Here is a 13,061-nt window from a genome sequence, read left to right as displayed (position 1 = left end):
ATAATATCTTTAATCTAAGAATACTATTTTGTATATATCGAATGGAGGAAAGAAAATGATGTTGGATGTAGGATTGTTGTTAATTCGTTTGGTGATTGGTTTGTCGTTCATGGCGCACGGGGCACAGAAGTTGTTTGGATGGTTCGGAGGATACGGCATCAAAGGTACAGGCGGCTGGTTTGAATCGATGGGCATGAAACCTGGTGCACTCGTTGCTTTACTGGCAGGACTTGCTGAATTCGGAGGCGGATTGCTGCTCGCGCTGGGTCTGCTGACACCGGTAGGCGGAATCCTGATCGCACTGACTATGGTGATTGCTATCGTTAAAGTACACGGTGCTAACGGTTACTGGTCTACACAGAACGGATTCGAGTATAACCTCGCGATCCTTGTGGTGGGCGTAGCTCTGGCTCTGACAGGCGGCGGGCAATATGCGCTGGATGCACTGATTTTCTAAAATCGAATGATCTGTAAGACATGAGAGGAACCCGGATGCCAGTTACATGGCGGAAGGGTTCTTTTTTGCGAAGAAAAGTGTTGAATTGGTGGAACGTAATCGGTTATTTTCGGCACAGATTATGGTACAATAGGAGAGTTGAATTGAGAACGAGGGAAAAAGCATGAATGGAAGCACTGATCTGAAAGGATGAACTCCATTGTAAATGTGTAAAATGAATTTATCGTGTACCTCTGTTGATGAGGATGACATGCGAGTTTATAATCAACCGGCTTAGCCGGGTGGCATAAAGTTTTAGATTTTACAACTACGTTTGAAAGTTTACCAAGTGACTCTATGGACGACCGGCGCTGACCGGATTAACGTGAATGAACGGATGAAAGGGATAGACGCTATGAGCAAAGCTGCAAATAACATTCTTCAAAAGGAAGTGGACAAACGCCGGACGTTTGCCATTATCTCTCACCCCGATGCGGGTAAAACGACTTTGACCGAGAAGCTGCTGTTGTTCGGGGGCGCGATTCGCCTTGCGGGAACAGTTAAAGCCCGGAAAGCAAGCAAACACGCGACAAGTGACTGGATGGAAATCGAGAAACAGCGGGGGATCTCGGTTACATCCTCTGTCATGCAGTTCGATTATCTGGATCATCGGGTTAACATTTTGGATACTCCAGGTCACCAAGACTTCAGTGAAGACACGTATCGTACACTGACAGCTGCCGACAGCGCGGTGATGTTGATTGACGTGGCAAAAGGTGTCGAGGCACAGACGATCAAATTGTTCCAGGTATGTGCGAAGCGTGGCATTCCGATCTTTACGTTTATCAACAAACTGGACCGTGAGGGACAAAGTCCGTTTGACCTGATGGAAGAACTGGAAAACGTATTGGGTATTCGCTCCGTGCCTATGAACTGGCCGATTGGTACAGGCCGTGATCTGTGCGGTGTGTACGACCGGATGAAAAATCAGGTGGAGTTGTTCCAAGGCGACGATCATTCGACGATCAAAGTGCAAAAAGTCGATGGATACAAGGATCCGATTATCCGCGAGATGGCGGGTGAGTACCTGCATGATCAGCTATGTCAGGAGCTTGAGCTTCTGGATGTAGCAGGTGACCCATTTGATATGGAAAAGGTACAGAAGGGTGAACTGACACCGATTTTCTTCGGCAGTGCCATCAACAATTTTGGTGTGCAGACGTTCCTCGAAAATTTCCTGGAGCTTGCTCCGAAGCCAGAACCACGCCGCAGTACCGCTGGCGAAATTGAACCAACCAATGAGAAGTTCACGGGTTATGTATTCAAAATTCAGGCGAATATGAACCCTGCACACCGCGACCGGATCGCGTTCTTGCGTATTGTGTCCGGTAAGTTCGAGCGAGGCATGAGCGTGAAGCATAATCGTGTAGGCAAAGAAATTAAGCTGTCCCAACCGCAGCAATTCCTGGCACAGGATCGGGATATCGTCGAAGAGGCTTATGCTGGCGACATCATCGGTCTGTTCGATCCGGGAATTTTCCGGATCGGGGATTCGCTGAGTCAGGGCAGTGAAGTGGTATTTGATGAATTGCCAACATTTTCGCCTGAGATTTTTGCCAAAGTGACGGTTAAAAACGCGCTGAAACACAAACAGTATCAAAAAGGGATCGATCAGCTTACGGAGGAAGGTACTATTCAAGTATTTAACACGGTGAGCTTTGATGAGACCATTCTGGGCGTAGTCGGTCAGCTCCAGTTCGAGGTATTCGAATACCGGATGAAGGGTGAATATGGGGTAGATGTGCAGTTGCAACGGATGCAGTATCAGTTTGCCCGCTGGATCGTGGACGAGAACTTAGACCCGAGTAAATTCCGGATTAACTCTGCCCTGGTAAAAGATAAAAAGGGCAATTACGTTGTACTCTTCGAGAATGAGTATGCGATGAGAACGGCGATCGATAAAAATCCGACAGCGAAGTTCCTTGAAACTGCGCCTTAATGAATATGATCCCGAATATAAAGATATAATTAAATCCCTCCGCCGGGTGGTGGAGGGATTTTTTGCTTCACCTTACCTATAGGCAGAATTTATCCTGCCGGATTAGGGGAGCTTTTTTTGCAGACAGAACAAACGCTTTGATGGTTTCCTTCACCCGTCAGTGCTTCGATTATCGAAGCGGTTGTACGGGAATGGTGTGCAGATGCTCCTGCGCAATTTGAATCAGTTCCTCCTGCTTGGCAGGCTCTGTGTTCTTCCAGATCATCTCGAAAATGGCGCCAAGTCCAGGCAACGCTGCTTCAGGTCCGTCCACTGAACCTTCGATCATCTCCCGGAGCTGGTCATCACTTTTGTCATGAACCTTATGAACAATCGCTTCACGCAGGCTTAATGTAATGGGCATCGCAATTCCCTCCTCGGTTTATTCGGCTGCTGTATTACTGTTCCCTGTGGAGGGTGAGCGCATTCAAGTTTTTCCGTCTTTGTGGTATACTACGAAGGATTATTTACGTTGGCATCGTACAGGAATTGGTACGTCTTGCCGTAATGCAGCGGGAGGTTAAATACCCTGATGGCGAAGAAACAGTATGCTGTAATCGGTATGGGACGATTCGGGTCAAGTATAGCGAATGCACTGAGCGGTATGGGGTTTGACGTGCTGGCGATTGATGCGAACGAGCAACGGACGCAGGAAATGTCCAATGTGGTGACCCATGCGGTATCGGCAGATTCAACGGATGAAGAAGCGCTGCGAGCGCTGGGCATACGTAATTTTGACGTTGTTGTTGTAGCGATTGGCGAAGATATACAGGCGAGTATTTTGACCACATTGATATTGAAAGATATGGGTGTGCCCGTACTGATTGTAAAGGCTCAAAATGAGTTACATGGCAAGGTGTTGCAGAAGATTGGTGCGGACAAAGTCATTTACCCGGAACGGGATATGGGTCTGCGTGTAGCGCATCATTTAACATCACCCAACATTCTGGACTATATTGAATTATCCGAGGATTACAGCATTTTGGAGATTAGAGCATCCGAGCAGATGATTGGCAAAAACCTATTGGAGCTGAACATTCGGGCGCGTTTCGGCTGTAACGTCATGGCCATTAAAAGCGGGGGTTCTATGAACATCTCCCCTTATGCCGAGGATCGGATTGCAGATGGAGATGTACTGGTTATTGTCGGGCACAAGGATCATCTGACCAAGCTGGAGCTGGCCTATCCAAAGTGATTAAGGAACATAGGACATTTAAATGAAGAGCAGGCTCGGGGAGTTTGTGAGCAGATTGCTGTAGATTGAAATAGTGAACCCGCAAACGGGAAGGATGGAACGATGGATATTGTATCACCGCAAAATACACGTGTAAAAGAGTGGGCACAGTTGCTGGAGAAAAAGCATCGAACCCGTCAACATAAATATATAATCGAGGGCATTCATCTTGTACAGGAAGCGCTACGTGCCGGAGCTGATCTGGAGTGTATCGTATACGACGGTGAGCAGGGAGTGCCTATAGAGCTAGCTGGACTGGAGAATCCACTGAAGCGAGTCGAGTGGGTCAGTGTGTCTCCTGCCGTGATCGCCAAATGTACGGATACGATGACCCCTCAGCCGGTATTTGCAATCGTGCGAAAAAGTAAAGAGCCGCTGCAAAGTCTGATTGCAGAGCCGCAAGGTTTGGTGGTTGTGCTGGACAATGTGCAAGATCCCGGAAATGTGGGCACGATCATTCGCAGTGCGGATGCTGCCGGAGCGGCAGGTGTGGTTCTTGGCGCTGGCTGTGCGGATGTGTATAACCCGAAGACAATTCGATCAACGATGGGCTCTTTGTTCCATTTGCCCATTGTGGAGGGAGAATTGCAGTCGTTGCTTCCTGAGGCAAAAGCCGCAGGTGTGAGACTGGTTAGCACCTCTTTGCAGGCAGAGCATTCGTGTTACAGTTATGATTTTACCAAGCCGGTATGGCTTGTCATTGGCAATGAGGGCAAGGGCATCTCGGACACCACGGCACAACTCGTGGATGACGCAATTACGATTCCAATGCAAGGACAAGCCGAGTCGCTTAACGCCGCGATGGCAGCAACGATTTTGTTGTTTGAAGCGATGCGGCAACGGATGTTTATTAACTAATAATTTCTGACCAAAAATTTCAAGTTTTCTTTTACTGACTAAAATTAACTGTCCCCAACTCACCAAAGACTGGAACTTGGTTGCCGCTATTCCCCAACCATTTCTCCAGTCTTTTTCTCGTCCATTAAACCACCACAGCAGGGACTTTTCGTCTAAATCCCGAATAGGTAATCAAGCAGAAACCCAGGCAAATCAAGACTTTTAAGGATTGCAAGTAGTTTACCCAAGCTTTTAATCAGGTATTTCTCTATCTCTTCAAGGACACGAAATATTAGTCGTTTTCGTTCACAATCAAACCAGTTTATTTCCAGTTTCAAAGCTATAAACTGTTGCTGTATGACCATTAAAGGAGGTTGCGATTGTCTATGAATCAAATCCGGGCAGGGATTATTGAAATATTGTATAAAAGTAAAATAATCATTTTTTTAATTTTGTTGTTCAATATTTCAGCCTCACTAGTTTCCATCGTGCAACCACTCCTTTTTAAAGATTTATTTGACGATATTTTACCTGGAAAACATATGGGGACGGCTACATTATATATTATAATACTCATTCTTATCCCCATTGTTTATGCCGCATTAAACAGTGTTACCACGTATTATAACAATGAGTTAGGCAACCATCTATCCAAGAACCTTCGCCTGCGCTTGTTTGCTCAACTGCTTCAAATCCGACCAAGAAATGTGGACAAAATCGGAAGAGGAGAAATTATTAACCGAATCACTTCACAAGTTGGAATGCTTTGTGAAGTTTTTGTAGTAGAAACCATCATGTCGATCGTAACAAATGCCATTTTGTTAATTGCCACTTTGTGGATCATGCTGTCCATGAGTGTTGAACTAACATTAGTAGCCATGATATCATTTCCTGTGTTTATGTATGGTTTTAAGCGCTTTAGGAACAAGACGGAGAGGCTGGATAAGCGTTATTATAATATTTTGGAACAGGGCATAAGTTATTTGAATGATTTCTTTTATAATTTGAAAGCGGTTCATATGTCTAATGGGCATCAAGCTGAGAAGAAGAGGTGGAACAACTGGAACGATGAAGCCTGGAAGATTTCAAAGCAGGCTCGGGTTTTTCATCATATGGTGTTAAACCTTGTTGCTGACACTGTGATTTCTTTGATTACGGGTATCATTTATGGTTATAGTCTATACCTGATTCTGATCGGTCAAATTTCACCAGGGACGCTGCTGGCATTTATTGTTATACTCCCAAGATTGTATAGCATTTTCAAGTCGCTTTTTACGCTGAATATCGATATGAGCCGTATGAAAGTTATCGTAGATAACTTGAATGAAATACTTGAATTAGAAAAGATCGAATCAGGAGCTAAACTTCCTGATTATACCCAAATCCCTTGCCTTCAGATGAGAAATGTATCGTATCGTTATGCGGCAGAAGACTCCTTTGGTATCTCGAACTTTAATTTAGATATTAAGCCAGGAACTTTCGTTGGTATTGTTGGTCTAAGCGGATCGGGGAAATCCACGATCTTTGAACTAATCCACAGGTATGTAGAGCCGGATGACGGGGAGATATTACTGGACGGCGTACCTATAAAGGAAATCGATCTTCATGAATTAAGAAAATATATTGGCTATTCTCCACAAAAGGGAGTGTTGTGGAATAAGTCTATTTTAGAAAACATCATTTATCCGCTAGAAAAAGAAGAAATGGATGAAAAGGCATGGGTGAGATTCAATTCTGCTGTAAAAATAGCTCATGTTCAATCATTTGTTCAAGCCATGCCTGAGCAATATGAGAAGAAGGTGGAGAGCCATGGAGATAATCTCTCTGGTGGAGAAATTCAACGAATTTTATTAGCTAGGGCATTCATGAATGAATTCCGAGTTCTGATGCTGGATGAGTATACCTCTGCTCTGGATGCTATGACGGAGAGTGATTTGAATGATACCCTATTGAACCTAAAGGGGAAGCAAACTATATTGGTCATAGCACATCGGCTCTCAACCGTGAAGAATGCCGATTATATCCTAGTGATTGAAAATGGGCGCATTATAGAGCAAGGCAGTCCAAGTGAATTGCAGTCTCGAAAGGGGAATTATTACAGGATGGTGGAGAAACAGCAATTGTAAGACTGTATTCATGGATTAAAGCTCTTGAGTAACCAGACTGTTTAATAAAAATCCTGTTCAATTCCTAATTGATTTGGTCTGGACATACTCGAAGACTGGTTGAAATGTATGCATTCAAGCTAACATTTCCCAGTCTTTTTAGGCATGTGATTTAATACATCAATGGATACTGATAATAGTATGAGATGAGAAAATCTATAACATCAAATTAACATTGATATAATGTCGTAAAGCCCGCAGTGGCCATTTAGATGCAAAAAGACACTAAAGCATGGAATTCTTAGTTTACATAGATATTTTATTGTTAAATCAAAAAATGGGATTAATAGAGAAACTTCTTACATTCAAAATAATGGACTCTGTCGAAGGATGAGAGATTATTATCTTGAAGGTGTTTTTCATTTTAGAAATTCAAATATGAAATAAAATCGAACGATATCTAATGTTTAAACCAATATATAGTATCAGCAGAAAGGGGATGGAAAATGAGTGAAGAGAACGAGTACATAACATTGGTGCGGCTGACCTTGGCTGGAGACCATGAGGCTTATGGAGAATTATATGAGAAGACAGTAACGGATGTGTATCGTACGGTTCGATTTCTGGTACATGATGCGGCGGATGCCGAGGATCTGGTGCAGGAAATTTACATTCAGGCTTATCGGTCCTTGGAGAGATATGATCTTGGACGCGCTTTTAGGCCATGGTTAATGGGAGTTAGCATGCGGCAGATCAAAAGTTATCGACGTAGGAAAATGATGCAATTACAATTCTCGCAACGAATGGAGCAGATGAATACCCAAACGGGTTTGGAGGCTGATTTCTCCTCTCATTTAATCCATAAACTGGCGAATCGTCACTTACTGGAGCAAGTGCATCGTCTGCCTTACAAGTTGCAGCAGGTCGTGACGTTACACTATTTGAACGAATATACCCAGGAAGAAGTCGCTGACATTTTAGATATCCCGCTGGGGACAGTTAAATCTCGAATTCACGCAGCACTCACCAAATTGAGACAGAAGCAGGAACTACACTCCGAACTTGCGAGAAAGGTGGACAACGCTAATGAAATTGGATGAACAGTTACGGTCGGCATATCAGGAGGAAACGAAAGATTGGATCATCTCGGATCAGATCAAACATAATGTAATGAATGAGACTCACAAAAAAAAGATTAATAGCCAACGAAGCAAAACATGGCGAGTGAGCATATTGCTACTTGCAGCGCTTCTTATCCCTACAGGAGCTTACGCAGGGTATACCTATCTGGCTGACAGTATATATGGTTCACGGGAAAATGTTGCCTCGTTAGGTGGGACAGCAGCAAATTACGAGCGATTGGAAGCAAAGCTACAGCAGGCCAAGGCTCATTTTACGGAAAGTGAATTTGGGCTGTATATGGGACTGCTCAAACAATTTGGAGAAATGGCAGTAACCCATGCTGATACCCAAGGAAAAATAAACCCGGATAGCTGGAGTATAGAGGAGCGGGAAAAGTATAATCAAATTACAGCAAAGCTGGAGCCTTTTTTTGATAAAATGAATTCGTTGGAGAACAAGTCATCCAAATCTCTATCTGTTTCACCGAGGTTAATGGACGAAGCTGGATTTTGGGAGGAACAGTTTACCCAGGCAGAAAAGTTGTTTACCAAGGAAGAATATGCCGACTTTAAATCTGTATATGAACAAATGAAGACGTACAACACAACAGTGGAAGGCACGGAAGACAGTTATGACATGAATCGGTTATCCAAAGATCAGCGGGCTGATCTGGATCAATTAACAGAGCGTATGAGTGTATATTTGGAAAAAATCGGGCTGGATGTGCGTTGATTCATGCTGTCGGTGGCTTAAACGAACAGGAGAAAATGGGCAAAGAGACCGCTGTATCCAACCAAGGATACAGTGGTTTTTTATATGAGGAACTGTTCAAGTACAGTAGGTTCTTTTCATGATATTATTAGTAAGGAAGAATATGTATTAGTAATGAATAGTGGATATCCTGCAATAATTATGTCCAAAAGATATACAGGTGTTTGAGGCCATTTTAAAATTGAATATTGGTGTTGATTATCTTGATTATCTCTGCCAATGAAAGGAGCAGGGTATGGATAGCGAGCGCAATGCGGATTGGAACAAATCGTTCAGAGAGATCAATGATTTTCGCGGTTTAGTGGATGTGATAGAAAATTGGGGGAGCTTATATGAGGAGTGGGAAGAGTATAACATCTATGGTATGATTGCCATTTTAACTGCAAGTTTAGACAATATTGAGAGAAATTTTTTGGATGATGAAATCGAGAACTTGCATGAACATTTCACTGACAAACATTTGCAATTTCTAATTAGGCTAGGGAAAGCAGCTGAGAAAGGTGTTATTCGTAAGGAGGGCACGGATGGAAGTTTATGATTTGGGTAATTTCACTAAGGCGGTGGTCTGGAAGGGAACGACTCCGATTGGTTTTAATCAAACGGCTGACGAGTTGAAAACCGTAATACATTTAAATCAGAACTCAGTTTCCAAGTATAACCAAATTGTGATGGAACTTAAATTGGCTAGAAACAGCTCTTACTATGCGTTGCTGGGAGTAGAATACATACCTGAGGAGACCTCGGAATTATTAATTAAAGTTGAAAAAAGTAAAAATGAACATGAATTATATCGCTCTGCATTGGGACCTAAGGAAATTATATACACAGGTATTCCAGATGAATATGCAGATGCAATTATGGTTGCAGCTAAGAAAAAAACACAAGACGCTAATTGGAAGTATTCTGGAAGTATTGTGTTTGGATTAGGTGCTCATAGTGTAGTGGGTTCCAGTGAATCCGTTTTCTCGAAGATTACCGAAATCCTCATGCTTTTATTGATGAATGAACTTGTTTTGGATTCCCCTTGGAGTGATGAAAATCTAATCAAAAAAGAGTTATTAGTACCTTGAAATTAGAAGCTGATTTGAATGGTACAGAGAGTAGTCTAAATAGGAGATGTTAAAAGCGTATGAGCAGGTTAAAAGCAGAAAGTGTCGTAACACTTTTGAAATATCTGGATCAGGATTTTCTTACAGAGGAACAGTACGATGAAATCTGCGAACTAGATATTAACGATAAGGAGCAACAAATGCAGGTCATACGAAGTGTGATCATACCAGGGTATAAAAGCTTGAATGTGAGCGAACAGAAGAGTATGAAAATCGTTTTAGCGTTATGCATAGATATAGATAATGAAGCTTACTTTGGCGGGGTTTTTGTTTCTATTTCGCTGCCATTTGAGAATCAGATTAAGAATAAAAGAGATTTTTTTCGAAACATTTATAACGAAATTTTGAGAGAAGGGTAGGAGGTACCAAGCAGATCAAAATAAGAGACACGTGCGCAATGAATATGAAGAATATTAATTTATAAAGGAGGTGCGTATACATATCGGTTGAGAAGATAGAGGACAGGGATCTTTTAGATTTACGTTTTCTGCTTATTCAGCTAATAAAGAGAGTGATTGCGGGAGGTTATTACACCGATTACTGCAAAAAAAATTTAGTTAGAGGATTCGCTTCAACGTGAGAAGTTAACATAGTCATATCTTAATTAATTTAAGTTGATGTGGAAGTGCTGTAGATGGTTAGAATTAGGGGAGAAGCCCTGATCTTAGATTACTAGTGGAGGTATAATGATAACATTAGAGAGGAAAGGGAAGTACGCTCTTCATCTACGGTTTCAAATTAATGACATTAATGATTTAATAAAAGCCTTTCAGATCGCTTCAGAGGGAGGAACAGGGGAAATTAGATTGGGTGAACCTGCAGCTATTAATAATAGGATCGTACAAACAATTAGTATTACTATCAATAATGAGCAAGATAAACTAAGCCGCTCAGGCTCAACAGTGATGCTTGAATTGGAGAATGAAACAATACATTATATCTTGGATCGCTTCAAACAGTGTGGCATAAACCGCCATTTCTCTCCTGCAGAATTGTGTGAAGTCAGCTTTGGCAAACAGAATGTAACGATTTACGGTTTTCTGGATATTGGGAAAAAGAATAATTAGAAAATAGGTGATTAGGATTCACTTCGTTTGGCAAATGTCAAAGTATAAAAAGGACGAACTGCCTTTGTATCAACCAGGTAATAAAGAAACATGGACTTCGTTATCCGATATTGGAAAAAGGTCTGAAAGTGAATGTTGAAAATATGGAACATGTTGCCCGTTTGGCTCTAAGAGAATACATCTGGATTCAGTTAGCGTCAGAGTCCATGTTCGTTCGCTTCGATTATGATTATTATGTGGACGTTGGTACTATAGAAAGATGTGATGAAGCAGTTCAAAAAGTAATGGATTTGGAGTTATCCATAGATCTCTGGGATGAACCATATCCATTAGCATAGGAGTGGGAACAATGACTAGTCAATCGGAAGCATTTATGAGAAAAATGTTAGAGTTTTTCCCATCAACAGAGGCATCCTACAGAGAATCTATTGAGTTTAATGGTGAGGTGTTGGAGACGGTTATAATCGAGGATGTTTTCATGCCTGTAGTCATTGAACTTATAAGACGGGAGAAAAACATTGAGCTATTAGAACGGATATTTGAATATTTTGAAGAAGTTTCGAATGATGAAGATACTCACTTGATAAATATATTTTCAATTACCGCATTAGAAATTCTGGGTAATGAAAAAAATATTTTACGAACTGCACAGAAATACATGGGACCTAAAACGACAAAACTACAAATTGAAGCGGATAAAGCTTTGGGTAGAGAAGTTTAGCTGATAACGCTCCTGATCAACTGGAAGGTGAATGATGAGCATAGAGCCATTTAGTAACATATCGTTAAGAGGCAGAGTCGCCTATGCAATAAGCTGCCTGGAGAACATGATTTCAGCTTTGGAATATGACATTAATGATTGGGAAATCGTGTTAAGCTACTTATGGACATTTACTGATATTCGGTATTTGGACGATTGGAATGAAATTATTGTTGAGATCATCCCCGAAAATTTGCTTGAGTTTGAAACCTATGAAGAACAAGAGTTTGCTCATTTGAGCAAAGAAGAATATTTGTATTTGCGTAATTTATATAAAAGTTGTGACATATCGATACATGTTTTTATTAGAGAAATATTCGAATTGGGAATCAGTCATGCATACTCTGTCATTGAGGGACATGGAATGAATAGTCTGAAATGTATGGAACAAATCATTTTATTCATGGAAAAGAAACAATTTCCATTACCGGATGTCCATTTATTTCTGATGTACCCTTTAGATGAAAATAGAGGATGGGGCAACCGGTTTGATGGTAAGAGAATATCAAAATTGCTGGAGGGTAAGACGGGTGGATCAACATCTTTACGACTTAATATCGGAGGTGAAAGCAACACTTGAAGCTGAACCAAACAGTATTATTTACGGTGAATTAGGGGCGGGCCAGATCAATGGCTAGAAATAGGTCAAATACTGTATGAACCGTTAGTGATTAATAAGTATTCTGGACACATCTATTATTGCACACAGGATCATCAAGAAGTATGGAATAAGAAGAATTTGGGAGATTTTAATCACTTCCTTTATCATTATGTTTTTGGTTTGAAATATGAGGAAATTGAACCTGATGTACATCAGGATGATTGGTATTCATTACTCGATAAGATAAACCGGACCAGTTAATTCTGCTGAGTTGCTTGATTTTGGTTTGCACTGATTTACACTGTTCAGCAAACGAACAAAGGCAATGTGACGTGGAAGATCACTTAATTAAGAATCGCAAACTCCAATAAATAGTAAAATTTTCCGTATGAAATTAATAATAAATTGATATATTTTGTAAATTATTTGTAAGTGTTACGGGGTAACAAAGGAGATAGGTTGGACTTACTGTTGAATCTGTAATTTTTCATAAGAATCAGATCGATACGTATTAATGCATCAGTTGCGAATGGTGCATTGAATCTCAAAACAATATATTATAAAGCAATTTGCATTTATATGCATAACCATAGTTAATGGAAGGATATTGAGGTGTGAGATCTTACATGTAAATGCAAATGAAATACGAAATGCGTTTTTATGTTTTACAAAGGACTAATCATTTTTCTGTTATTTTGAATGAGGCTTCTACAAATAAAAGAAAAAATAATGCAATACAAAGACCTATTGTATCTGAAGATACAATAGGTCTTTGTATTGAAAAAAATAAAAACATACCCTTAATTATCCAAATATTAAAGTTGGTTTTGGAAATAAAAAAGGAAATTAAGACATGAGTCTGAAAATGACTAGGTCTTGTTACAGCAGTGAGGACTATATACTTAGTCATATTTGGTCATAAATAACAAAAAAATGTTGTAAAATTGCCGATTTGAGGCTATGATTTAAATCAATGTTACT

General features: G+C 40.9%; 16 protein-coding genes. 15 read left to right on the top strand and 1 reads right to left on the bottom strand.

The genetic code is table 11. The features are described 5' to 3' along the window. Positions 1–58: 58 nt before the first annotated feature. Positions 59–457: a DoxX family protein gene (locus AC1VYS_RS23840; RefSeq protein ID WP_053783291.1), complete on the top strand. Its 399-nt coding sequence runs from the start codon at positions 59–61 to the stop codon at positions 455–457. A gap of 394 nt (positions 458–851) precedes the next feature. Next, on the top strand, positions 852–2,435 hold the full coding sequence (locus AC1VYS_RS23835; RefSeq protein WP_090919682.1) for a peptide chain release factor 3: 1,584 nt from the start codon (positions 852–854) through the stop codon (positions 2,433–2,435). A gap of 169 nt (positions 2,436–2,604) precedes the next feature. On the opposite strand, the gene sspI is transcribed toward AC1VYS_RS23835, so the two are convergent. Next, positions 2,605–2,838: a small acid-soluble spore protein SspI gene (sspI, locus tag AC1VYS_RS23830; protein WP_036673259.1), complete on the bottom strand. Its 234-nt coding sequence runs from the start codon at positions 2,836–2,838 to the stop codon at positions 2,605–2,607. 168 nt (positions 2,839–3,006) lie between these two features. On the opposite strand from sspI, the gene AC1VYS_RS23825 reads away from it, so the two are divergent. The 13 genes from AC1VYS_RS23825 (at position 3,007) to AC1VYS_RS23765 (ending at position 12,937) form a co-directional block, all read left to right on the top strand. Then, a complete protein-coding gene (locus AC1VYS_RS23825; protein ID WP_090919680.1) occupies positions 3,007–3,669 on the top strand; it encodes a potassium channel family protein in 663 nt (220 codons plus the stop codon). A 102-nt stretch (positions 3,670–3,771) separates the two neighbouring features. Beyond that, the gene (locus tag AC1VYS_RS23820) at positions 3,772–4,566 is read left to right on the top strand and encodes a TrmH family RNA methyltransferase (RefSeq protein WP_482911752.1); all 795 of its coding nucleotides are present in this window, start codon (positions 3,772–3,774) and stop codon (positions 4,564–4,566) included. A gap of 365 nt (positions 4,567–4,931) precedes the next feature. Further along, positions 4,932–6,671: an ABC transporter ATP-binding protein gene (locus AC1VYS_RS23815; protein ID WP_482911751.1), complete on the top strand. Its 1,740-nt coding sequence runs from the start codon at positions 4,932–4,934 to the stop codon at positions 6,669–6,671. 485 nt (positions 6,672–7,156) lie between these two features. Beyond that, complete coding sequence (locus tag AC1VYS_RS23810; RefSeq protein ID WP_482911750.1) at positions 7,157–7,750, top strand: sigma-70 family RNA polymerase sigma factor; 594 nt, start codon at positions 7,157–7,159, stop codon at positions 7,748–7,750. Then, positions 7,737–8,504: a DUF3600 domain-containing protein gene (locus tag AC1VYS_RS23805; protein WP_482911749.1), complete on the top strand. Its 768-nt coding sequence runs from the start codon at positions 7,737–7,739 to the stop codon at positions 8,502–8,504. Before AC1VYS_RS23810 ends, AC1VYS_RS23805 begins: the two co-directional genes overlap by 14 nt. Before the next feature lie 274 nt (positions 8,505–8,778). Next, positions 8,779–9,081, top strand: a complete 303-nt coding sequence (locus AC1VYS_RS23800; protein WP_482911748.1) for a hypothetical protein — start codon at positions 8,779–8,781, stop codon at positions 9,079–9,081. Beyond that, positions 9,068–9,613, top strand: a complete 546-nt coding sequence (locus AC1VYS_RS23795) for a hypothetical protein (RefSeq protein WP_482911747.1) — start codon at positions 9,068–9,070, stop codon at positions 9,611–9,613. Before AC1VYS_RS23800 ends, AC1VYS_RS23795 begins: the two co-directional genes overlap by 14 nt. Before the next feature lie 59 nt (positions 9,614–9,672). After that, complete coding sequence (locus AC1VYS_RS23790) at positions 9,673–10,011, top strand: hypothetical protein (RefSeq protein ID WP_482911746.1); 339 nt, start codon at positions 9,673–9,675, stop codon at positions 10,009–10,011. 327 nt (positions 10,012–10,338) lie between these two features. Further along, positions 10,339–10,719: a hypothetical protein gene (locus AC1VYS_RS23785; RefSeq protein ID WP_482911745.1), complete on the top strand. Its 381-nt coding sequence runs from the start codon at positions 10,339–10,341 to the stop codon at positions 10,717–10,719. Positions 10,720–10,829: 110 nt separating this feature from the next. Beyond that, on the top strand, positions 10,830–11,057 hold the full coding sequence (locus AC1VYS_RS23780; RefSeq protein ID WP_482911744.1) for a hypothetical protein: 228 nt from the start codon (positions 10,830–10,832) through the stop codon (positions 11,055–11,057). Positions 11,058–11,068: 11 nt separating this feature from the next. After that, the gene (locus AC1VYS_RS23775; protein WP_482911743.1) at positions 11,069–11,440 is read left to right on the top strand and encodes a DUF7674 family protein; all 372 of its coding nucleotides are present in this window, start codon (positions 11,069–11,071) and stop codon (positions 11,438–11,440) included. A gap of 106 nt (positions 11,441–11,546) precedes the next feature. Beyond that, a complete protein-coding gene (locus AC1VYS_RS23770) occupies positions 11,547–12,059 on the top strand; it encodes a hypothetical protein (RefSeq protein ID WP_482911742.1) in 513 nt (170 codons plus the stop codon). 659 nt (positions 12,060–12,718) lie between these two features. Beyond that, complete coding sequence (locus AC1VYS_RS23765; RefSeq protein ID WP_482911741.1) at positions 12,719–12,937, top strand: hypothetical protein; 219 nt, start codon at positions 12,719–12,721, stop codon at positions 12,935–12,937. Positions 12,938–13,061 lie beyond the last annotated feature (124 nt).

It is taken from the genome of Paenibacillus sp. G34 (assembly GCF_056856875.1).
Note: the sequence above shows the minus strand (reverse complement) of the source record. Positions and strands in the feature narration are given on the sequence as shown.

Bases quoted from the DNA above. Each gene is read 5' to 3' on its own strand.
- AC1VYS_RS23790 (WP_482911746.1), top strand. From the start codon at position 9,673: ATGAGCAGGTTAAAAGCAGAAAGTGTCGTAACACTTTTGAAATATCTG.
- AC1VYS_RS23825 (WP_090919680.1), top strand. From the start codon at position 3,007: ATGGCGAAGAAACAGTATGCTGTAATCGGTATGGGACGATTCGGGTCA.
- AC1VYS_RS23765 (WP_482911741.1), top strand. From the start codon at position 12,719: ATGAAATACGAAATGCGTTTTTATGTTTTACAAAGGACTAATCATTTT.
- AC1VYS_RS23840 (WP_053783291.1), top strand. From the start codon at position 59: ATGTTGGATGTAGGATTGTTGTTAATTCGTTTGGTGATTGGTTTGTCG.
- AC1VYS_RS23775 (WP_482911743.1), top strand. From the start codon at position 11,069: ATGACTAGTCAATCGGAAGCATTTATGAGAAAAATGTTAGAGTTTTTC.
- AC1VYS_RS23785 (WP_482911745.1), top strand. From the start codon at position 10,339: ATGATAACATTAGAGAGGAAAGGGAAGTACGCTCTTCATCTACGGTTT.
- AC1VYS_RS23835 (WP_090919682.1), top strand. From the start codon at position 852: ATGAGCAAAGCTGCAAATAACATTCTTCAAAAGGAAGTGGACAAACGC.
- sspI (WP_036673259.1), bottom strand. From the start codon at position 2,838: ATGCCCATTACATTAAGCCTGCGTGAAGCGATTGTTCATAAGGTTCAT.
- AC1VYS_RS23800 (WP_482911748.1), top strand. From the start codon at position 8,779: ATGGATAGCGAGCGCAATGCGGATTGGAACAAATCGTTCAGAGAGATC.
- AC1VYS_RS23820 (WP_482911752.1), top strand. From the start codon at position 3,772: ATGGATATTGTATCACCGCAAAATACACGTGTAAAAGAGTGGGCACAG.
- AC1VYS_RS23795 (WP_482911747.1), top strand. From the start codon at position 9,068: ATGGAAGTTTATGATTTGGGTAATTTCACTAAGGCGGTGGTCTGGAAG.
- AC1VYS_RS23815 (WP_482911751.1), top strand. From the start codon at position 4,932: ATGAATCAAATCCGGGCAGGGATTATTGAAATATTGTATAAAAGTAAA.
- AC1VYS_RS23770 (WP_482911742.1), top strand. From the start codon at position 11,547: ATGATTTCAGCTTTGGAATATGACATTAATGATTGGGAAATCGTGTTA.
- AC1VYS_RS23810 (WP_482911750.1), top strand. From the start codon at position 7,157: ATGAGTGAAGAGAACGAGTACATAACATTGGTGCGGCTGACCTTGGCT.
- AC1VYS_RS23805 (WP_482911749.1), top strand. From the start codon at position 7,737: ATGAAATTGGATGAACAGTTACGGTCGGCATATCAGGAGGAAACGAAA.